The organism is Achromobacter sp. LC458 (assembly GCF_001005835.2).
Lineage (GTDB): Bacteria > Pseudomonadota > Gammaproteobacteria > Burkholderiales > Burkholderiaceae_B > Achromobacter > Achromobacter spanius_B.
Map to the genome: position 1 here is coordinate 42,610 of NZ_LBHW02000038.1, position 19,901 is coordinate 62,510.

Below are 19,901 nucleotides of genomic sequence, written 5' to 3' on the forward strand. Positions count from 1 at the left end.
TCTCTCTCCAGAGGGTCAAAAACAAACAGGTTGTCGCGTGTGATCGGATTCGCGCCGGGATCCCGGTCGTCGTGCAGCAGCCCCCTTGGGCCAGGCGCGTTGCGGCGGGCTAGGGGGCGTTCAGAAGAAGGTTTCGGCTACGTCGGTGACGCGGTACTGCTCGTCCACCAACAACACCTGGCGCCATTTGTCGAACGTCAGGCAGGGGTGGGAAATGTCGAAGGCGATCATGTCGCCGACCTGGATGTCGTCGCCGTCGGCGATCTGCATGAAGGCATGCTGGTCCATCATGGCGGTCAGCTTCCACGCCTGGGGCGCGGCGCTGGGGGCGTTTTGGCCCGGCGAGGCGTCGCCCGGCGAGGCGTCGCCCGGCCCGACGCGGCCCGGCCTGGCGCGGCCCGGCCTGACGCGGCCCGGCCGATAATGCAGCGCGGGCGTGGGCAGGCCGGCGTCGAAAGCGGCATCGCGCTTGCCCAGCGCAATGATGGCGCGGCCCGGTTCGGGCAGCGACTGCACATAGGCCCAGACTTGCAAGGCGGGCAGCAGGCCCGGTTCCATTTTTTGCGCCACGGGGTTGTGGGCGTTGATGCGTTCAGCGGCGGACCGGTAGACGCCCACGTCGTGCGACAGATAGCAGCCGGGGCGCAGGATCACTTCCAGCGGCGCGCCGATATCCAGCTGCGAGAATTCTTCGGCCACCACATCGAACCAGGCCGAGCCCGCGCCGGAAATAATGGCGGGGCCGTTCTTGCGCAGACGGCCGGCCGTGGCCAGCCCGCGCAGCGCATCGGTGGCGCGGCGCAGGAACGCGCGGATCGCGCCTTCTTCCTGCAACACGCCTTCATAGACTTCAATGCCCGCCAGCGCCAGGCTGGGCCAACGGCCAATTTCGTCGATCACCGCTTGCAACTGCGCATCATCGCGCACGCCGGTGCGTCCGCCCGTGGGGCCAAGCTCGATCAGCACAGGCAAAGTCAGGCTCTGTTCGGCAAAGAACTGGCCTAGCTGGGCGGCGTTGGCGGGGGAATCGACGATGCAGAAGTAGGTGAACGCCGGATCTTGCAACAGGCGCGCGATGATGGCCATGTTGGCGCGGCCCACCAATTGGTTGGCCATCAGCACGCGGCGGATGCCGTGCTGGTACGCGGCCAGCACCTGCGGCGCGGTCGCCAGCGTGATGCCCCATGCGCCGTTGTCGATCTGGCGCTTGAACAGCGCCGGGCTCATGGTGGTCTTGCCGTGGGGCGCCAGCTTGACGTGGTACGCCTCCATGAACTGCTGCATCCATTGCAGGTTGTGGCGCACGCGCGCTTCGTACAACACGGCCACGGGCAGGCTGACGTCTTCGTCCAGCAGGTTCCAGTTCAGGGCGGTCACACCGGCCGTCGTACAGGACTCGGGGAACGCGCCCAGGCCTTTGCCGTTCACATCCAACAGGGCTGCGGGGGAAGAGGAATGGATCATGGCGGCGCGCTCGTTATGGAAAATATTTACGTGGAAATGCTTTTTTTTCATTATCGTGAAAGAAATTTACAAAGGCAGCTAGGACTTACCCGTACGGTGCGGGCCGGCCGAGTTGGCGCGACAATAGGAAATTCGCGAAAAAAACGCGCTCCATGAAGGAATAGCCATGTTGAAAGTTGCCTTGGGCCAGTTCGCCGTCAGCCGTGTCTGGGAAGAGAACGCGCAGGTCTGCATCGACCTGATGGAGCGGGCCAGCGCGGGCGGCGCCGGTCTGCTGGTCTTGCCCGAAGGCATCCTGGCGCGCGACATCACCGACCCGCAAATCGTGCTGAAAGCCGCGCAGCCGCTGGATGGCCCGTTCATGACGCGCCTGCTGGAGGCCAGCCGGGACTCGTCGCTGGCGACCATGATGTGCGTGCACGTGCCGACCGGCGAAGGCCGGGTCTGGAACACGCTGGTCACGGTGCAAGACGGGCGCATCGTGTCGCAATACCGCAAGCTGCATCTGTACGACGCCTTCACGATGAAGGAATCCACCAACGTCACGCCGGGCACCGAGATCCCCCCGTTGCTGGACATCGCCGGCCTGCGCGTCGGCCTGATGACCTGCTATGACGTGCGCTTTCCCGAACTGGCGCGCCGCTTGGCGCTGGATGGCGCCGACCTCCTGGTGCTACCCGCCGCCTGGGTGCGCGGGCCGCTCAAGGAAATGCACTGGGAGGTGCTGGTCACGGCCCGTGCGCTGGAGAACACCTGCTACGTGGCGGCCACGGGCGAATGCGGCGAACGCAATATTGGGTGCAGCATGGTGGTGGACCCGCTGGGCGTGGTGACGGCGCGCGCGGGCGAAGCCCCGGCGCTGGTGTTTGCCGACATCGACCCCGAGCGCCTGGCGCATGCCCGCAAGGTGCTGCCGGTGCTGGCCAACCGCCGCTTCGGCCCGCCCGAACTGGCCTAGGCGCCCCGGGGCCAGACGGTCCAATGTGTGGTCCGGTGTGTGGTCCGGCGTGCGCTCCGGGGGCGCCCGGAAAGGGCGCGGCGGTCATGGTGTAATGCTGACTTGATCTTCTTGCCGTCTTCCCCCATCTGCTGCCAATGAGCAACGATCTCTTCGCGGCCGATCCTGCGCATCGGCCCTATGTGCCCCTGGCCGAGCGCCTGCGCCCGCGCACGTTGTCCGACGTGGTCGGGCAGTCGCACCTGCTGGGGCCCGACAAGCCCCTGCGCGTGGCCTTTGAATCCGGTCGCCCGCATTCCATGATTTTCTGGGGGCCGCCCGGCGTGGGTAAAACCACGCTGGCGCGCCTGATGGCCGACGGTTTCGACGCGCAATTCATCGCCATTTCGGCGGTGCTGGGCGGCGTCAAGGACATTCGCGAAGCGGTCACGGTGGCGCAAGTGGCGCAAGGCCAGGGCCGCCGCACCATCCTCTTTGTTGACGAGGTGCACCGCTTCAACAAGGCCCAGCAGGACGCCTTCTTGCCCTATGTGGAAAGCGGGCTGTTCACCTTCATCGGCGCCACAACGGAAAACCCGTCGTTCGAAGTCAATTCGGCGCTGTTGTCACGCGCCCGGGTGTACGTGCTGCAATCGCTGTCGCCCGAGGAATTGCAGCAGCTGGTCGACCGCGCCGTGCACGCCCTGAACGAAGGGCTGGACGACGGCGAGGCCGCCATCCGCATCGAACCCGACGCGCGCGAGCAACTGGCCGCCTGGGCCGACGGCGATGCGCGACGGCTGATCAGCGCGGTGGAAGTGGTGGCGGAATCGGCGCAGTCGGCCGGTCGCGACACGGTGGACGCCGCCTGGCTGGAAATATCCCTGTCGCAAAACCTGCGCCGTTTCGACAAGGGTGGCGACGCGTTCTACGACCAGATCAGCGCCTTGCACAAGTCGGTGCGCGGCTCAAATCCCGATGCCGCGCTGTATTGGTTTTGCCGCATGATCGACGGCGGCGCCGATCCCAAATACCTGTCGCGGCGCCTGGTTCGCATGGCGGTCGAGGACATCGGCCTGGCCGACCCGCGCGCCACCGACCTGGCCGTGAACGGCGCCGACATCTACGAACGCCTGGGCTCGCCCGAGGGTGAGCTGGCGCTGGCGCAAGCCGTGGTCTACATGGCCTGCGCGGCCAAATCCAACGCCGTCTACAACGCCTACAACCAGGCGCGCCAATTCGCGGCGGAACACGGCAGCGCGCCGGTGCCGATCCACCTGCGCAACGCGCCGACCAAGCTGATGAAGCAACTGGGCCATGGCAAGGCCTATCGCTATGCCCACGACGAGCCTCACGGCTACGCTGCGGGCGAACAATATTTCCCTGACGGACTCAAGCCTTCCTTCTACCGGCCGACCGATCGCGGCCTGGAGGCTAAAATCCAGCAAAAGTTGGCATTTCTGCGCGAGCTGGACGCGCAGGAACGCGCCAAGAACCGGTAACGGGCCCCGGCCCGCCGCCTTCACCCAACCTCAACCGACATCAACATGCTAGACCCGATACTGCTGCGCAAAGACCTGCAAACCGTCGTCGACCGCCTCAAGAGCCGTGGCGTGTCCTTCGACACGGAACGGTTCAACGACCTGGAATCCCGCCGCAAGGCCGTCCAGACCGAAACCGAGTCCCTGCAAGCCCGCCGCAACGCGCTGGCCAAGCAGATCGGTCAGTTGAAGGCCAAGGGCGAAGACGCCAGCGCCGTCATGGCCGAATCGCAGGCCGTGCCCGTTCGCCTGAAGCAGCTGGAAGAAGAGCTGGCGGCCTTGCAGGCCCCGCTGAACGACCTGCTGATGTCGGTGCCCAACCTGCCGCACGCCAGCGTGCCGCTGGGCGAATCCGCCGACGACAACGTCGAAGTGCGCCGCTGGCTGCCCGGCGCCGCCGGTGCGGACGGCAACCCGCCCGCCCTGGCGTTCGAGGCGCGCGACCACGTCGCCATTGGCGAGCCGCTGGGCCTGGATTTCGACATGGCCGCCAAGCTGTCGGGCGCGCGCTTCTCGTTCATGCGCGGGCCCATTGCCCGCCTGCACCGCGCGTTGTCCCAGTTCATGCTGGACCTGCAAACGGGCACGCACGGCTACACCGAGTGCTATACGCCTTACATCGTCAACGCGTCCACCTTGTACGGCACGGGCCAGCTGCCCAAGTTCAAGGACGACATGTTCGCCGTGTCCAAGGGCGGTGGCGATGACGACCCCAAGGTCGATGCCGCCGGCAACCCCTATGTGCGTGAAGACCAATACCTGATCTCCACGTCGGAAATCACGCTGACCAGCGTCGCGCGCGACACCATCCAGGCCGCCGCCGACCTGCCTTTGAAGCTGACGGCGCACACGCCTTGCTTCCGTTCGGAAGCCGGCAGCGGCGGCCGCGACACGCGCGGCATGATCCGCCAGCATCAGTTCGACAAGGTCGAAATGGTGCAGATCACGCAGCCGGATCAATCGTATGAAGCGCTGGAAGACATGGTCGGCCACGCCGAACGCGTGCTGCAATTGCTGGGCCTGCCGTATCGCGTCATGCTGCTGTGCACGGGCGATATGGGTTTTGGTTCCGCCAAAACCTATGACCTGGAAGTGTGGTTGCCCGCGCAAAATACCTGGCGCGAGATTTCGTCGGTGTCCAATTGCGAAACGTTCCAGGCTCGCCGCATGCAGGCCCGTTTCCGAAATGCACAGGGCAAACCGGAATTCGTGCACACGCTTAATGGTTCGGGCCTGGCCGTTGGCCGCGCGCTGGTGGCCGTGCTGGAAAACCATCAACAGGCCGACGGCAGCGTATTGATTCCCGAACCGCTGCAAGCTTATATGGGCGGTTTGACGGTACTGAAACCCTGAAGCGCATTACGTCTATCGGCCATTTGGCGGATAAGAAAACGGAGCCTCGCGGCTCCGTTTTTTTTTATCATAGCGACACATTGCTGTCTTTTTTACTCATTATCATCACAGTGTGAGTGCATGAATTTGATGTGAGCAATTGTGTATTTCTAATATAAGGGCCGGATAGTTGCGGCACAATACACCCGCGTTCTTCACGCTTCATTCACTTATATAACAAGGAGTTGTCCATGACTTCAAGAATGATTGGAGATTTTCGTGTGAGATGCTCTGTCGCTCGCGAAGACGAGCAGGGCTACCGCGTGCAGATATGGACCCGCCGAGTCGGCGGAACCGCGCCGGAAAAATGCTGGACGGTACCCGGACAGGCGCCGTTTTCGGATTTGCACGAAGCAGAGCAGGAAAGCCGTCAGTTGTTCCAAGAAATCAATGGTGTGCGTTTTAACGGTGAGCCGGAGTTTGCCCATGCGTCCGCATAATGGTTGGTGGCGCGCGTCCAGTGCGCCGCGCAGATGGATTGATCTTGTACAGGAATCGCCGCGTTGGGCGGATGGAAAGCCCGCGCCGGTATCGCAAAAATCCGCCTTGGTGGCGGAAAAACCGCTACGAGCCCCCGCGGCTTAATAGGCATCCACCGGGACACCGGACATTGTCCCCACGGAAAAAAGGCCACTCATTTGAGTGGCCTTCGTATTTATCGGCGCCAATCTCCATGGCCCTTGCCATGGCCGTGCCCGTCACGATAATAGCCAGGGCCCGGACCGTAGTAGCGCGGGGGCGGACCGCCGCGCCAGTGGGGGCCGCCACGGTAATACACCGGGGCGGGGTAAACCACCGGGGGCAACGTATACCGGCGCGGGATACACCACACCCGGCACGCCGATGGAAATACCCACGTCCACTCGGGCCAAGGCCACGCTGGAGATCAGCAGACCTGCGGCACCCACACCAGCAATAAGCCACTTTTTCATGTTGCACCTGCCTGCTGCACGACACAGCAAAGTTATTTGACGCCCCTATTTTCGGGCTTTTCGGCCGCGTATTCGTAAGCGCCCCAAGCGCAATAGCGACAATCCGCAACCGTCCCCCGTCACAAGGCTCGGATCGTGCTGCGATGCGGGACTAGTACTTCTGCTCTGGTAGGCCCAGATCTGAAATCGATTGAAATGAAGTGGAATGCGATGAAGTCACCGGGGGTCGTTACATCCGGTCACCATCCGCCGGGGGCGGCGTGGCGACATCGCTACAGCGTTTGGGTGCGCCGGTATTCCACGACCCAGACCCAGGGGTTGGCGGCCCAGGCATGCGAGCCATAGCGCTCACACCACATCAATGCAAACGCTGTTTGAAGAGGAACGCCGGGCAATAACGCCGACGCTTGGTAAATCGCTTCGGTGCCTTCGGCCCGGGCGTCGGCTTCGGTCAGGGTTTGCAGCCGTTGAATGCGCACGCCTACTACCAATGCGTGAGCAAACGGGTTGCCCGCTTCGTCGCTCAAGACGATGCTTTCACCGGATTTTCCAAAGGGGCATCTGACCCAGCTGGAAGTGCGGCGTAATTCGGTGGGGTTATCGCGATCAGGGCCCATTGCAACCCAGCGCCCGGCGTCGGCCGCGTCCGCGTACCAAGCCGTTGTGAGCTTGGTGGGCTGCGGTTTCAGGATGCGTCGGCTCTGCACTTTCGTGCCCGCCAGAACGGCTTGCTTGTGCGGCTCGCTGAATTGAAGTGACTGCCTTTTCATGCGCTCGCTGTTCTCCTATCTACCAACGTCCGCGGATTCCAAGTGCCGCAGCGTGACACATGCACCAGCTTATTCAGATCAGGATCACGCAGTATGACGTGTCGTGTTCGCGCTGTCAGGCAAGCTTTGTATTAGTGTTGTCTTTTTGTCTTGTGGCGTTGTTTGTATACTCGAGCAATGACTACTGACCTGCATAATCTCAAGCCCGGGTACTACTGGTACACCATGGCCAATGACCCGCTGGCCGTTATCCACATCCATGAAGACGGTGGCGCATCGCTCATGGGTTCGGACTATCGCATCGGCGCCGAAGGCGTTGCCGACATGGTCCGCCAAGGCGAACGCTTTTTCTGGATCGAACCGCCGCAAGTCTGAGCATTCAGGCTGATACGGCCGGCCCCTCGGGCCGGCCGCTTTCGTTTGTTCGGGAACATCCATGACCGACCTCTTGTTGAAGAACGTCCGCATGTCGGCGGCCGAAACCGTCGACGTGCAAGTGCGCAACGGGCGCATCCTTCAGATCGGTACCGCCGTGCACGCGCCGGCCGACGTGCTGGTCGAGGAGGGCGGCGGCGCGTTGTTGTTGCCGGGCCTGATAGAAGGGCATACCCATCTGGACAAGACGACCTGGGATTCCCCCTGGTACGTCAACGAAGTTGGCCCGCTGCTGACCGACCGTATCGATAACGAACGCGCCTGGCGCGCCAGTTCGGGGCATGATGCCGCCAGCCACGCGCGCGCGCTGGCGCTGGCGTTTTTGCGTGAAGGCACCACCCGCATCCGCAGCCATGTCGACGTCGACACCGACGCGGGCCTGCGCCATCTGGACGGCGTGCATGCCACCCGCGACGAACTCGCTGGCCGCATTGAAATCCAGACCGTGGCATTTCCGCAGTCGGGCCTGCTGGTACGCCCCGGCACCGCGCAACTGCTGGATCAGGCGCTGACGCAGGGGGCCGATGTGCTGGGTGGGCTGGACCCGTCCGCCATTGACCGCGACCCCGCCCAATCCCTGGATGTGCTGTTCGGCCTGGCCAACAAGCATGGCAAGCCGGTAGACATCCATTTGCACGAGCCCGGCGAGTTGGGCGCGTTTACGTTGGACCTGATCCTGGACCGCGTGCAGGCGCTGGGCATGCAGGGCAAGGTGGTGATCAGCCATGCGTTTTGCCTGGGGGGCGTGGACGCCAAGCGACTGGACGGCTTGCTGAAACGACTGGCCACGCTGGACGTTGCGCTGCTGACCACCGCGCCGCCATCGCGGCCCGTGCCGCCCGTGCGCGCTTGCCGCGAGGCGGGCGTCACGATCTTCGGCGGCAACGATGGCATCCGCGACACCTGGACGCCGTACGGCAGCCCCGACATGTTGGCGCGCGCCATGATGATCGGCCTGCGCAACGACCTGCGGCGCGACGACGAAGTGGAATGGGCGTTTGATTGCGTCAGCGGCGCCGCCGCCCGCGCCTGTGGTTTCGAGGGCTATGGCCTGACGCCGGGCGCGCGCGCTGACCTGGTGCTGGTCGACGCCAGCTGCGTGGCCGAAGCGGTCGTCACGCGCAAGCCGCGCCGCCTCGTCATATCTGGCGGCGTCATCGTGGCGCGTAACGGCCAGGACGCCATCGCCTAGCCGCGCGTCAGGCCCAGCTGCGTTTCAGTCAACGCCGCGAAGGCCCGCATCAACTCCGACCGTACGCCGGCGCGCTGCCAGATCGCACCCACCGTGCGTACGGGGCAGGGCGCGGGCAAGGGCCAGCGCTTGACCCGCGCCACGGGCTCGCCCATCACCGCCCAATCAGGCAGCACCGCCACGCCCAAGCCCTCGGCCACCAGCTTGGCGATGGAGTCGATGCCATCCAGTTCGAACCGTACATGCGGCCGCAAATTGCGCGCGCGCAAGTAATCGTCGGCCATCTTGCCGCCCACCACGCTGCGGTCATAGCAGATGTACGGTTCGCGCGCGATCACCGCTAGCGGGTCGCGCACCTTCATGCCGGCGGGCGTCACCAGCACCAGCGGTTCGTGCCGCAGGTCGCGCCATTCGCAGGTCTTGGGCAGGGTGAACAGCGGGTGCACCAGCAGCGCGCCGTCCAGCTCACCAGATAGCACCTTGCTGTAAAGCAGGGTGGTGGGCGCAGGCTCTATGTAGATCTCGATATGCGGATGGCGCGCCACCCAGGTCCGCAGCACGGGCGGCATGATGCCGGTTAGCGCGGTGGGCGTGGCGCCCAGACGCAAGGGGCCGGCGGGCAGTTCGGTGTCGCTGGCCGCCGAACGCAGGTCGCGCACGTCGCGCAGGATATGGCGGGCGCGCTCAAGAATGCGCAGCCCGGCGGGCGTGGGCTTGACGGTGCGGCCCGAGCGGGCAATCAGCGCGCTGCCGACATCGCCTTCCAGCGCGCGCAAGCGCTGCTGCACGGTGGCCGGCGTCAGCCCTTGATGGCGCGCGGCCTGCGCGATGGAGCCCAGTTCCACCACATGCACATAGGTTTGTAGAAAGCGCGAGTCCACGGCGATTGCGCCCCTTTTGAAAGATGGTTTTTCCGTATTCTAAAGATGGATGAAGATAATTGTTGTTTTCTTTGACGGCGGCAAGAATACGTTCAACCCCAGCCGCCCGCGCGCATCAGGCCACGGCGCGGCATGTTGGAAACCCGCCATCAAGGAGCTTGCCGTGCCCATTATTGAATCCATCGACGTTTGCGCCGCCGCCGTGCCGCTGGACAAAGTCACGTCGTTTTCAAACCGCAGCGTATCCACCCGCCACTACGGCCTGGTCAAGGTTCGTTCCGCCGACGGCGTCGAGGGCATCGGCTTTTGCTATGTGGGCAGCGCCGGCGGCGCCATCTTCGAAGCGGCCGTGCAAAGCCTGTTGGCGCCCGTGCTGCTGGGCCGCGATTCGCATGCCGTTGAAGGCCTGTGGCAGGCCATGTACCAAGAGGCGCTGCTGCAAGGCCGCCAGGGCACGGTGATGCGCGCGTTAAGCGCACTGGACATCGCGCTGTGGGACTTGAACGCCAAGACGGCCGGGTTGCCGCTGCACAAATTCCTGGGCGCCGTTGAACTGGAGACGGTGCCGGCCTACGCCAGCGGCGGCTATTACCTGGACGGCAAGACGCCGCAGCATCTGGGCGAAGAAATGGCCAGCTATGTGGACAAGGGCTTTCGCGCCGTCAAGATGAAAACGGGCCGCCTGTCGCCGCGCGAAGAAGAGGCGCGCCTGAAGGCGGCGCGCGAGGCGGTTGGCCCGGACGTCGAACTGATGATGGATTGCAATAACGCCTGGCAGGACGTGACGCAGGCCATGCAGTACATCCGCCGCTTCGAGCAGTACGAACCGTATTTCATCGAAGAACCCTTTGGCCCGGACGATATCGACAGCCATGCCAAGCTGGCGCGGCTGACGCATCTGCCCATCGCCACGGCGGAAATCGGCTATGGCCGCTGGTACCACAAGGAACTGCTCGACAAGGGCGCGGCCGGCATCCTGCAAACCGATGCGGCCGTCTGCGGCGGCATCACCGAATGGAAGCGCATTGCCGCCACCGCCGCCAGCTATGGCGTCGTGGTGTGCCCGCATTGGTTCCACGACGTGCACGCGCCGCTGGTGGCGGCCACGCCTAACGCGCGCTACGTGGAGTTCTTCTGGGACGACCAGGTGCTGAATTTCCGCAAACTGGTCGATCGGCAGTTAACCCACAAGCAAGGCCGCGTGGTGCTGCATCAGGAGCCGGGCCTGGGTTTTGGGTTTGACGAGCGCATGGTGGAAAAATTTGGCAAGTGGGTCCGCGTCAGTCGCTAGGCGCCATCACAAGCAGGCGGCGCTTTTCCAATAAAAGCTGCCGGCCTTCGGGACCGGCGCAAGGAGACAAGAATGCAACGCAGGCAATTCATGACCGGCGCCGCGGCGCTGGGGGCGGCGCTCGTGCTGCCCGTGACGGCGCGAGCGCAGCAGGACATGCCGTCCGGCCCGGTGAAAATCGTGGTGGGTTTTCCGGCCGGCGGAGGCACCGATGTGCTGGCGCGCCTGTTGGGGCAAAAGCTGGGTGTGATGTGGAACATACCCGTCATCGTCGAGAACCGGGCGGGCGCGGCCGGCGTCATCGCCGCCGAACAGGTCGCGCGCCAGCCCAATGACGGCAACACCTTGTTGATGGCGCATGTGAACAGCCACGGTATCGCGCCCGGCCTGCATCCCAAGCTTGCCTATTCGGTGGACCGCGATTTCACGCCCATCGCGCTGGTCGGCAAAACGCCCACCATCCTGATCGGCGGCGCCTCGCAACCCGCCAAGACCTTGCCTGACCTGGTCAAGCTGTGCCGCGCGCAGCCGGGCAAGATTGTGTTCGGGTCCGCCGGCGCCGGCTCGGCCCAACACCTGGCGCTGGAGATCTTCAAGGCGCGTGCTGGCATCGACGTGCTGCACGTGCCCTACAAGGGATCGGCGCCGCTGATGAACGATCTGCTGGGCGGCCATGTGCAGTACTGCTTCGAAGGCATGACCACCGCCACGCCGCTGCTGCAATCGGGCAAGGTGATCGCGCTGGCGCAGACGCTGCAACAGCGTTCCAAGAGCCAGCCGGATGTGCCCACGGTGGCCGAACAGGGCTACCCCGGTTTCGAGGCCAGCATCTGGTTCGGCATGGTGGGCCCCGGCAAGATGCCGGACGCCATGGTCCGGCGCATGAATCGAGACATCGACCAGGTGCTGGCGATGGCGGATGTGCAGGAAAAGCTGGCGCAGGTCGGCGCGGAAGACGGTGGCGGCAGCGTGCAGCGCTTTGCCGATTTCATGGCGCAGGAACAGCGCAAGTACGCCAAGACGATCAAAGACGCGAAGATCGTGGTGGAAAGCTGACCCTGCCGGCGCGCCCCGGCATGCACCTGAGCCGGCGTCGCGCGTCAACCGGCGCGCGTTGCCCCGACCGGCTCTGACCCTTCCCATCCCGCCATCGCCGATATCGACCGCGCTTTTTCGCGCAGCAGCCGCGCGGTGCCGGAATCCAGGTCGTCGTCGATGGCGCCCACCGGCCCCATCAGCGTGATGGCGGCCGTCATTTCGCCCAGCATGTCGAAGATGGGCGCGGACAGCGACGTAAAGTGCGGCAGCAGCGCGTGGCGGCAGCGGCTGATGTGGTGCTTTTGCACTTCGTCGCGTATGGCTTGCACGTCTTTCAGCGTGTAGGAATTGCCCGGCGCCCCGCCGTGGCTTTCCGGCACGGACGATGCCAGTTCCCGCTCCAGCAGGTCGCGCGTCAAGGCATCGGGCAGATGGGCCAGAAAATTGCGGCCCAGCGCGGATGACAGCAGCGGCATCACGGTGCCCACGCGTAATTCCAGCAGGGGCCGGCTGCGGCTACCTTCCACGCGATAGACGATGGTCGGCCCCTTGTTGCCCCACACGCCCAAAAACACGGTGTGCCCGGTGACGGCGGCCACTTCGGCCATGATCGGCCGCGCCGTGGTGAAGACGTCGAACTGTTCCAGCGCGGCCAGCCCCAGGCGCAGCGCGTAGGGCCCCAGGCCGTAGTGCCCCGTGTCCGCATGCTGCTGCACCACGCCCACCTTCTGAAAACTGACCAGGTAGTAGTGCACGTTCGGCACGGTCAGCTCACAGGCGTCCGCGATGTCCTTCAGAGGCAAGGGCCGGCCCGTCTTGCGGATCAGGTCCAGGATGCGAAAGCCCACTTCAATGGACTGGATGCCCCTGCGCGCCGCGGTCGGCGTCTTTTCCGTGTCCTTGTCTACCTTGCCGGCGGGCCTTGCCATCACTGCCTCCACTGTGTGTTTGGCGGCAGTGTAGCAGCGGCGTCCGGCCGCTTTCGACGGGTCCACGCGGCCCGTTCCGGGTTTCCCCCAGCTTTGTCCGCCCGGGTTTTAAGTTTGATAATAGTTAATGCGTACAGCAGTATCAATCTAAAAACACAGGGGAAAGCAAGCATGGAAGCTAATGTGGCAATGGGGCGCGCGGCTGCGGCGCCGACGCTAAGTCGCAAAGAGGAACGCCAGGTGGTGGTGGCCTCGACCTTGGGCACGTTGTTCGAGTGGTATGACTTTTTCATCTACGGGACGCTGGCGGTTTTCATGAGCCAGGTGCTGTTCCCGCAGGACAATCCCACCGTTGCGCTGCTGGCCGCCTTGGGCGCGCTGGCGGTCGGCTTCATCATCCGGCCGCTGGGCGCGGTGATGTTCGGGTACCTGGGGGACAAGTGGGGCCGCAAGTACACCTTCTTGATCACGGTTGTGATGATGGGCGGGGCTACCGTGTTGATCGGCTGCCTGCCCACCTACGAATCGGCGGGCCACCTGTCCTGGATTCTGTTGCTGACGCTGCGCGTGGTGCAGGGCCTGGCGGTGGGCGGCGAGTACGGCGGCGCGGTGATCTACGTGGCCGAGCACTGCGAACCCAAGCGGCGCGGTCTGCTGACGGGCTGGATCCAGATCACCTCGTCGGCCGGCCTGATCCTGTCGCTGGTCGTCATCCTGTGCACCCAGGCATCCATGAGCGCCGATGATTTCCGGCAGTGGGGATGGCGCCTGCCGTTCATCCTGTCGATCGTGATGCTGGCCATTTCGATCTACGTGCGCGCCAAGCTGCACGAATCGCCCGTGTTCACGCGGATGAAGCAGCAGAACCGCCTGTCGAAAAACCCCATCAAGGAAACGTTTGGCCAGTGGTCCAGCCTGCGCCTGGTGATCCTGGCGCTGATCGGCGTTACCGCCGGCCAGGGCGCCACGTATTTCACGGGCCAGTTCTACGTGATGATCTTTCTGCAACAGGCGGTGCAGCTGGACCAGACCAGCGTCTACACCCTGATCCTGATCGGCTTCATCATCGGCGCGCCGACCTTTGTGCTGTTCGGCTGGCTGTCCGACCGCATCGGCCGCAAGTGGATCATGATGGCGGGGCTGTTCATCGCCGCCCTGGGTTATCACTCGATGTTCGACGTGCTGCTCAAGGCTGGCAACCCGGCGCTGGCGCAAGCCATGCAAAGCACGCCGGTCCGCGTGCACGCCGACACCAGCGGCGGCGCATGCGACTTCGGCTTGCAGGCCGCCATGATCGGCAGCCACGCCGATCACAAGAAGGTGTGCGTGCAGGCCAAGAAATTCCTGGTCGGCAAGGGCATCAACTTCGAATACGCCGCGCCGCTGCCCGGGCAGGAAATCGCGATGAGCGTGGGCGGCACCACCGTCAACGGCTTTGACCGCGCCGCCTACGCCCGCGCCCTGGGCGCGGCGGGCTACCCCGATCGCGCCGACCCCGCGCGCGTGGACCGCGCCACCATCATCCTGATCCTGGTGCTGATGACCGCCGTGGTCGCCATGGTGTACGGGCCGGTCGCGTCGTACCTGGTGGAATTGTTCCCGGCCCGCATCCGCTACACCGCGCTATCCTTTCCGTATCACATCGGCGCCGGCATCTTCGGCGGCATCGTGCCCTTTACCGCCACCTACCTGGCCCAGGCCAGCGGCAATATCTTTGGCGGGTTGATGTACCCGGTTGTCGTGATGGTGGTAGTGGGCGTTATCGGCAGCCTGTTCCTGCCGAACACCCGCGCCCAAGCCATCGACGAAGACCCCATCCACTAAAAAAGCGAGGAGAAACATGTCCGTGCAAGCGAGTTTCAAGGCCGCCGTGATCCAGGCCGCGTCCATCCCCACCGACAGCGTTGCCTGCGCCAACAAGGCGGCTTCGCTGATCCGGCAGGCGGCCGAGCAGGGCGCGCGGGTGCTGGTGTTTCCCGAAGCCTTTCTGGGCGGCTATCCCAAGGGCAATTCCTTTGGCGCGCCCATCGGCATGCGCAAGCCCGAAGGCCGCGACGCGTTCGCCAGCTACCACCGGCAGGCCATCGCGCTGGATGGCGAGGAAGTGGCCATCGTGGCGCAGGCCGCGGCCGACACCGACAGCTTCGTGGTGATGGGCTGCATCGAAGCGGACGGCGGCACGCTGTATTGCACCGTGCTGTATTTCAACGGCGCCAAGGGCCTGGTCGGCAAGCATCGCAAGCTGATGCCCACGGCCGGAGAACGGCTGATCTGGGGCTTTGGCGATGGCTCGACCATGCCTGTTTTCGACACGCCTTACGGCAAGATCGGCGCTGTGATCTGCTGGGAAAACTACATGCCCATGCTGCGCATGTACATGTACAGCCAGGGCGTGGCGCTGTATTGCGCGCCCACGGCCGATGACCGCGACAGCTGGATTCCCAGCATGCGCCACATCGCGCTGGAAGGCCGCTGCTACGTGTTGACGGCGTGCCAGCACTTGCGCCGCCAAGCCTACCCGGAAGACTTCGAATGCGCGCTGGGCGATGCGCCCGACACCGTGTTGATGCGCGGCGGCAGCGCTATCATCGACCCCCTTGGTGAAGTGCTGGCGGGGCCGGATTTCTCGGACGAGACCATCCTGTACGCCGACATCAACCGCAACCAGATCCTGCGCGGCAAGTACGACTTCGATGTGGCCGGCCATTACGCTCGCCCCGACGTGTTCCAGTTGCAGGTCGATACCCGAGAAAAGCGGGCCGTCTCAGCGCTTGGCGCGGGCGGCCAGGAGCCCTAAGCCATGCATTTTGATTTCAGCGCGCTGCCTTCGCAGACGGTCTATAAGCTGCTGACCTCGACCGTCACCCCCCGGCCGATCGCGTGGGTCACCACGATATCGGCCGACGGGTGCGTCAACGCCGCGCCGTTCAGCTTCTTCAACGTCATGGGGCACCAGCCGCCCACCGTCGCCATCGGCCTGATGCGCCGCGCCAACGGCGACTTGAAGGACACCAGCGCCAACATCATCGAAAACGGCGAGTTCGTGGTGAACCTGGTGCCTGAAGCGCTGATGCAGCAGATGAACCAGACCTGCGCCGACTACCCTCCGGGCGTGGACGAACTGGCCAAGGCCGGGCTGACCGCGCTGCCCGCCGCGCATGTTCGTCCACCGCTTATTCAGGGCAGCCCGGTGTCGCTGGAATGCGTCAGCCAGGCCACGATCGTGACCGGCCCGCACCAGGTGGTCGTCATCGGCCGCGTGCTGGGCGCGCATGTGGACGACGCCTTTGTGCAGGACGCCGAGCGCGGCTATGTGAACACGACCGAGATGGGGCTGGTGGCGCGCATGCACGGCAGCGGCTGGTACGCCCGCAGCACGGACCTGTTCCAGCTGGCGCGGCCCACCGTGACGGATTGACGCAACAAGGTGGCCATCACGGCCGCATCATTTTTCAGCGGCCGCGCATCGTGCATCGGCCGTTTTTTTTTCGCCCTCGGCGGCGGGCGGGCGGTTACGCAAACGCGCGAGCTTGTGGCAAAAAGTTCTCCATTTCGCCCGATGCCGCCCAAATCCGGGCTGCTAGCATTTCCCGGACCGTCAAGAGAATCCTCGAATCCGACTTCTCCGGCGGCATTTACCTGACACAACGAACACCAATATTTTTGGGGGCGGATCATCCAGGGGCTTGCGGGCGTCTGGCTTGCGACGGCGGCGGCATAGTCCGGCGCCATGCAGCTGCCAAAACCCGCATTCACGCGCCTGGGTGGATGCTGGAGGCAGTATGAAAAACATGAAGCTTGGAACCCGTCTTGCGGGTGGCTTTTCCGTCTTGCTGGCGATGATTATCGTCATGTGCATCGTGGGGTTGGTCAGTCTGGCCAACATCAACGAATCGGTCGAAACCGTGACGCAGCGTTCGCTCATCAAGGAACGCCTGATCAGCGACTGGGGCCGCAATATCCAGACCGGCGTGACGCGCACCACCGCCATCGCCAAAAGCGCCGACGCCAGCCTGGCCGGTTTCTTCACGGAAGAGGCGGCCGCGTCCACCCGTAATTCGTCGGCGTTGCAACAAAAGATCGAACCGCTGATCGAGACCGACGAGGAAAAACGCCTGTGGGAAGGCATCCGCAAGTCTCGCGGCGACTACCTGCGCACGCGCGACGCCATCTTCAAAGCCAAGCAGGACGGCGACGTCGAGGCGGCCAACCGCGTCTTCACGCAGGAATTCCTGCCGGCCACGCGCCAGTTCATCGACCAGATCAACAAGCTGTCGGACCTGCAACGCGCCGAGATCGATGCCAGCGCGGCCGACATCCAAAGCGCCTACGGCGCCGCCAATTTGTGGATGATCGTGATCGGCTCGATTGCGCTGGTTACGGGCCTGGTACTGGCCGTGTTGCTGACACGCGGCATCACTCGCCCACTGGCCGACGCCGTGCGCGTGGCGCGCACCGTCGCCGCCAATGACCTGACCAGCACGATCGCCGTGCGTTCGCGCGACGAGATCGGCCAGCTGATGCAGGCGCTGGAATCCATGAACGCCAACCTGGCCGGCACGGTCGCCAGCATCCGCACCGGCGTGGACAGCATGGCGTCCGCGTCGGGCGAAATCGCGGCCGGCAACACCGACCTGTCGTCCCGTACCGAACAGCAGGCGGCATCGCTAGAGGAAACGGCGGCCTCGATGGAGCAACTGTCTTCCACCGTGAAGCAGAACGCCGACAGCGCCCGCCAGGCCAACCAACTGGCCGCGGCCGCCTCCGACACGGCCTCGCGCGGTGGCGCGACGGTGTCCGAGGTCGTCAGCACGATGAACGTCATTTCGTCCAGCTCGGTCAAGATCGCCGACATCGTGTCCGTCATCGACGGCATCGCGTTCCAGACGAACATCCTGGCGCTGAACGCAGCCGTGGAAGCCGCGCGCGCGGGCGAGCAGGGCAAGGGCTTCGCGGTGGTCGCAGCGGAAGTTCGCACGCTTGCGCAACGCAGCGCGCAAGCAGCCAAGGAGATCAAGACGCTGATCGAAGACACCGTCCAAAAGATCAGCCAAGGCTCGATCAGCGCCGAACGCGCCGGCACCACCATGCAGGAAATCGTCAGCTCGGTGCAGCGCGTGACCGACATCATGGGCGAAATCGCGGCGGCCTCCGCCGAACAGGCCGACGGCATCGAACAGGTGAACCGCGCGGTATCGCAAATGGACGAAGTCACGCAGCAAAACGCCGCACTGGTAGAAGAAGCCGCCGCGGCCGCCGGGTCGATGCAGGACCAGGCAGCGGAGCTGACCCGGGCAGTCAGCGCGTTCAAGTTACCGGGGGTTGTCGCGGTAGCGCATGCCTCGCCGCGCGTCGCGATCGGCCACGCATTGGCCCGCGCAGGGTAGGGCGGGGTAGGGCGGGGTAGGGCACGGCACGGCGGGGTCACCTGACTCTTCAGCCGTCTGCCCGCCGCACAAAGAAAAAAGCCCCTGATTTCTCAGGGGCTTCGTTCTTGAATACTGGCGGAGAGGGTGGGATTCGAACCCACGGTACGGGGATACCGTACGCCTGATTTCGAGTCAGGTACATTCGACCACTCTGCCACCTCTCCGTGGCTGGGTTCCAAAACGGTGGTGCCTCCTTGCTTTAAGACCCAGACTTCAAGTTCTTAAAAGAGGCTTCACTGAAAGATCCCTGGTCGGAAGGATCTTCGTTGTTGGAGCAGCGAAGCCCGCAATTCTACAGGAATTTTTTCTTGTGTGTAAAGGGGGTGCGAAAAAATCTTTGAAGGGAGGCATCGCACGCTTCCGGTGGTCGCGATCTTTGCCCAGAATCCTTCCATTCGCGCTGCGCGCCTTCGGCCTTCCCCCATCATCCCCAGCCGGCATCCTGTTCCATGGACCTGATCCTTATCCTTCTGCTTGCCGCCGTGTTGTGCGTGCCGATCACCCAGCGGCTGGGGCTGGGCGCCATACCGGGCTACCTGATCGCGGGCGTGCTGATCGGGCCGTCCTGCCTGAAGCTGGTGACCAACGTCGACACCATGATCAACGTGTCGCAATGGGGCGTGGTGATGATGCTGTTCATCATCGGGCTGGAACTGTCGCCCAAGCGCTTGTGGGCCATGCGCAGCGAGGTCTTTTTGCTGGGCACCTTGCAGATGCTGGTTTGCGGCCTGCTGCTGGGCCTGGTGTTTGGCGCGGCGCTGCGGCATCTGGCCGGTATGGGATGGCAGGCTGCCGTGCTGTGCGGCTTGTCGCTGGCGTTGTCGTCGACGGCGGTGGCGCTGCGGCTGCTGGATGAGCGCACGTTGACCCGCACGCCGCTGGGGCGATCGGCCCTGGGGGTGCTGCTGTTTCAGGACATGGCAGCCATTCCGATGTTGGTGGCGGCGGGGCTGCTGGGCTCCGACGGCACGTCGGCCCCGTCTTTCAAGGAAGCGCTGGTGGCCGTGGCGGTGGTGACGTTGGCGTATCGGCTGCGCCTGCTGGGCTGGGCCGCCAAGGCGCAGCTGCAAGAACTGTTCACGGCGGCCGCGCTGTTGATGGTGGTGGGCGCCGCGCAGTTGTTCGACTACGCCGGCCTGTCAGCCGGTCTGGGCGGTTTCCTGGTGGGCGTGTTGATGGCGGAATCGCGCTACCGGAACGACCTTGAAAGCGCCATCGAACCCTTCAAGGGGCTGCTGCTGGGCCTGTTCTTCCTGGCCATCGGCATGTCCGTCAACCTGAAGGTGGTGGCCGACCACTGGTCGTTCATTCTTGGCGGCGTGGCCGCCTTGCTGGTCGTCAAGGCGCTGGTCCTGTATGGGTTCGCGCGCTTTCTGGGCTTGCCGCGCTACCACCGGCTGCTGTTCGCGATGGTGCTGGCCCAAGGCGGCGAGTTCAGCTTCGCCATCTTCAACGAAGCCTGGGACAACCACCTGGTGAATCTTGAACAGCGCGATGTGCTGTCCGTGGTGGTTGCGATTTCGATGGGCGTGGTGCCGGTGCTGATCAAGCTGCTGGAGCGCGTGCCGGAGAACCGGGGCGGCATGGCGGATCTGCCCGGCCCTGCGCAGACGGCGCCTTCGCCGGAGTCGGAGCCGTTGTCCGGTTCTTCAGCTGACACGTCGACAAGC

Annotated in this window: 17 protein-coding genes, 1 tRNA gene and 1 pseudogene; 13 read left to right on the forward strand and 6 right to left on the reverse strand. The window is 64.4% G+C overall.

What is annotated here, in order from left to right; translation table 11 throughout:
- Positions 1 to 120 precede the first annotated feature (120 nt).
- Positions 121 to 1,464 carry an amino acid deaminase gene (locus tag YH64_RS24180; protein WP_046803534.1) on the reverse strand — a complete coding sequence of 448 codons (1,344 nt, stop codon included), beginning with the start codon at positions 1,462 to 1,464 and terminating at the stop codon, positions 121 to 123.
- Positions 1,465 to 1,630: 166 nt separating this feature from the next.
- Between YH64_RS24180 and YH64_RS24185 the strand changes: the two genes are divergently transcribed.
- The 4 genes from YH64_RS24185 to YH64_RS24200 all read left to right on the forward strand — a co-directional run bounded on the left by YH64_RS24185 (position 1,631) and on the right by YH64_RS24200 (position 5,774).
- Entirely contained in the window at positions 1,631 to 2,422 is a 792-nt protein-coding gene (locus YH64_RS24185; RefSeq protein ID WP_082134367.1) for a deaminated glutathione amidase, read from the forward strand.
- A gap of 137 nt (positions 2,423 to 2,559) precedes the next feature.
- Positions 2,560 to 3,903 (forward strand): replication-associated recombination protein A, encoded by a 1,344-nt coding sequence (locus YH64_RS24190; RefSeq protein WP_046803375.1) that lies wholly within the window; start codon positions 2,560 to 2,562, stop codon positions 3,901 to 3,903.
- A gap of 45 nt (positions 3,904 to 3,948) precedes the next feature.
- Positions 3,949 to 5,295: a serine--tRNA ligase gene (gene serS, locus YH64_RS24195; RefSeq protein ID WP_046803374.1), complete on the forward strand. Its 1,347-nt coding sequence runs from the start codon at positions 3,949 to 3,951 to the stop codon at positions 5,293 to 5,295.
- Positions 5,296 to 5,525: 230 nt separating this feature from the next.
- Positions 5,526 to 5,774, forward strand: coding sequence for a hypothetical protein (locus YH64_RS24200; protein WP_082134366.1), 249 nt, complete (start codon positions 5,526 to 5,528; stop codon positions 5,772 to 5,774).
- A gap of 215 nt (positions 5,775 to 5,989) precedes the next feature.
- On the opposite strand, the pseudogene YH64_RS30640 reads toward YH64_RS24200, so the two are convergent.
- Together YH64_RS30640 and YH64_RS24210 are read right to left on the reverse strand one after the other, a co-directional pair.
- Positions 5,990 to 6,266: pseudogene (locus YH64_RS30640) on the reverse strand (virulence factor).
- Between the two features lie 272 nt (positions 6,267 to 6,538).
- The gene (locus tag YH64_RS24210) at positions 6,539 to 7,036 is read right to left on the reverse strand and encodes a PmgT domain-containing protein (RefSeq protein ID WP_046803373.1); all 498 of its coding nucleotides are present in this window, start codon (positions 7,034 to 7,036) and stop codon (positions 6,539 to 6,541) included.
- Positions 7,037 to 7,213: 177 nt separating this feature from the next.
- Here YH64_RS24210 and YH64_RS24215 point away from each other — a divergent pair, with 177 nt between their 5' ends.
- Positions 7,214 to 7,411 (forward strand): hypothetical protein, encoded by a 198-nt coding sequence (locus tag YH64_RS24215; protein ID WP_082134365.1) that lies wholly within the window; start codon positions 7,214 to 7,216, stop codon positions 7,409 to 7,411.
- A 61-nt stretch (positions 7,412 to 7,472) separates the two neighbouring features.
- Complete coding sequence (locus YH64_RS24220; protein WP_046803372.1) at positions 7,473 to 8,663, forward strand: amidohydrolase family protein; 1,191 nt, start codon at positions 7,473 to 7,475, stop codon at positions 8,661 to 8,663.
- On the opposite strand, the gene YH64_RS24225 is transcribed toward YH64_RS24220, so the two are convergent.
- Positions 8,660 to 9,544, reverse strand: a complete 885-nt coding sequence (locus tag YH64_RS24225) for a LysR family transcriptional regulator (RefSeq protein WP_046803371.1) — start codon at positions 9,542 to 9,544, stop codon at positions 8,660 to 8,662. The two genes, YH64_RS24220 and YH64_RS24225, sit on opposite strands and share 4 nt — an antisense overlap.
- A 163-nt stretch (positions 9,545 to 9,707) precedes the next feature.
- Between YH64_RS24225 and YH64_RS24230 the strand changes: the two genes are divergently transcribed.
- On the forward strand, positions 9,708 to 10,835 hold the full coding sequence (locus YH64_RS24230; protein ID WP_046803532.1) for a mandelate racemase/muconate lactonizing enzyme family protein: 1,128 nt from the start codon (positions 9,708 to 9,710) through the stop codon (positions 10,833 to 10,835).
- A gap of 72 nt (positions 10,836 to 10,907) precedes the next feature.
- Positions 10,908 to 11,891, forward strand: a complete 984-nt coding sequence (locus tag YH64_RS24235) for a tripartite tricarboxylate transporter substrate binding protein (RefSeq protein ID WP_046803370.1) — start codon at positions 10,908 to 10,910, stop codon at positions 11,889 to 11,891.
- A 44-nt stretch (positions 11,892 to 11,935) separates the two neighbouring features.
- Here YH64_RS24235 and YH64_RS24240 read toward each other — a convergent pair whose 3' ends face one another.
- Entirely contained in the window at positions 11,936 to 12,802 is an 867-nt protein-coding gene (locus tag YH64_RS24240) for an IclR family transcriptional regulator (protein WP_046803369.1), read from the reverse strand.
- Positions 12,803 to 12,973: 171 nt separating this feature from the next.
- Between YH64_RS24240 and YH64_RS24245 the strand changes: the two genes are divergently transcribed.
- From YH64_RS24245 to YH64_RS24260, 4 genes are all read left to right on the forward strand, one after another.
- Entirely contained in the window at positions 12,974 to 14,626 is a 1,653-nt protein-coding gene (locus YH64_RS24245; RefSeq protein WP_046803368.1) for an MFS transporter, read from the forward strand.
- Between the two features lie 16 nt (positions 14,627 to 14,642).
- Positions 14,643 to 15,599, forward strand: coding sequence for a carbon-nitrogen hydrolase family protein (locus tag YH64_RS24250; protein ID WP_046803367.1), 957 nt, complete (start codon positions 14,643 to 14,645; stop codon positions 15,597 to 15,599).
- 3 nt (positions 15,600 to 15,602) lie between these two features.
- Positions 15,603 to 16,220 (forward strand): flavin reductase family protein, encoded by a 618-nt coding sequence (locus tag YH64_RS24255; RefSeq protein ID WP_046803366.1) that lies wholly within the window; start codon positions 15,603 to 15,605, stop codon positions 16,218 to 16,220.
- A 373-nt stretch (positions 16,221 to 16,593) separates the two neighbouring features.
- A complete protein-coding gene (locus YH64_RS24260; protein WP_370512775.1) occupies positions 16,594 to 18,189 on the forward strand; it encodes a methyl-accepting chemotaxis protein in 1,596 nt (531 codons plus the stop codon).
- Positions 18,190 to 18,304: 115 nt separating this feature from the next.
- Here YH64_RS24260 and YH64_RS24265 read toward each other — a convergent pair.
- Positions 18,305 to 18,395, reverse strand: a tRNA-Ser gene (locus YH64_RS24265).
- 285 nt (positions 18,396 to 18,680) lie between these two features.
- Here YH64_RS24265 and YH64_RS24270 point away from each other — a divergent pair.
- On the forward strand, positions 18,681 to 19,901 hold a 1,221-nt coding region (locus YH64_RS24270), incomplete at its 3' end, for a cation:proton antiporter (protein WP_255444715.1).

Bases quoted from the DNA above. Each gene is read 5' to 3' on its own strand.
- YH64_RS24255 (WP_046803366.1), top strand. From the start codon at position 15,603: ATGCATTTTGATTTCAGCGCGCTGCCTTCGCAGACGGTCTATAAGCTG.
- YH64_RS24260 (WP_370512775.1), top strand. From the start codon at position 16,594: ATGAAGCTTGGAACCCGTCTTGCGGGTGGCTTTTCCGTCTTGCTGGCG.
- YH64_RS24180 (WP_046803534.1), bottom strand. From the start codon at position 1,464: ATGATCCATTCCTCTTCCCCCGCAGCCCTGTTGGATGTGAACGGCAAA.
- YH64_RS24240 (WP_046803369.1), bottom strand. From the start codon at position 12,802: ATGGCAAGGCCCGCCGGCAAGGTAGACAAGGACACGGAAAAGACGCCG.
- YH64_RS24245 (WP_046803368.1), top strand. From the start codon at position 12,974: ATGGAAGCTAATGTGGCAATGGGGCGCGCGGCTGCGGCGCCGACGCTA.
- YH64_RS24200 (WP_082134366.1), top strand. From the start codon at position 5,526: ATGACTTCAAGAATGATTGGAGATTTTCGTGTGAGATGCTCTGTCGCT.
- YH64_RS24235 (WP_046803370.1), top strand. From the start codon at position 10,908: ATGCAACGCAGGCAATTCATGACCGGCGCCGCGGCGCTGGGGGCGGCG.
- serS (WP_046803374.1), top strand. From the start codon at position 3,949: ATGCTAGACCCGATACTGCTGCGCAAAGACCTGCAAACCGTCGTCGAC.
- YH64_RS24250 (WP_046803367.1), top strand. From the start codon at position 14,643: ATGTCCGTGCAAGCGAGTTTCAAGGCCGCCGTGATCCAGGCCGCGTCC.
- YH64_RS24190 (WP_046803375.1), top strand. From the start codon at position 2,560: ATGAGCAACGATCTCTTCGCGGCCGATCCTGCGCATCGGCCCTATGTG.
- YH64_RS24210 (WP_046803373.1), bottom strand. From the start codon at position 7,036: ATGAAAAGGCAGTCACTTCAATTCAGCGAGCCGCACAAGCAAGCCGTT.
- YH64_RS24215 (WP_082134365.1), top strand. From the start codon at position 7,214: ATGACTACTGACCTGCATAATCTCAAGCCCGGGTACTACTGGTACACC.
- YH64_RS24220 (WP_046803372.1), top strand. From the start codon at position 7,473: ATGACCGACCTCTTGTTGAAGAACGTCCGCATGTCGGCGGCCGAAACC.
- YH64_RS24185 (WP_082134367.1), top strand. From the start codon at position 1,631: ATGTTGAAAGTTGCCTTGGGCCAGTTCGCCGTCAGCCGTGTCTGGGAA.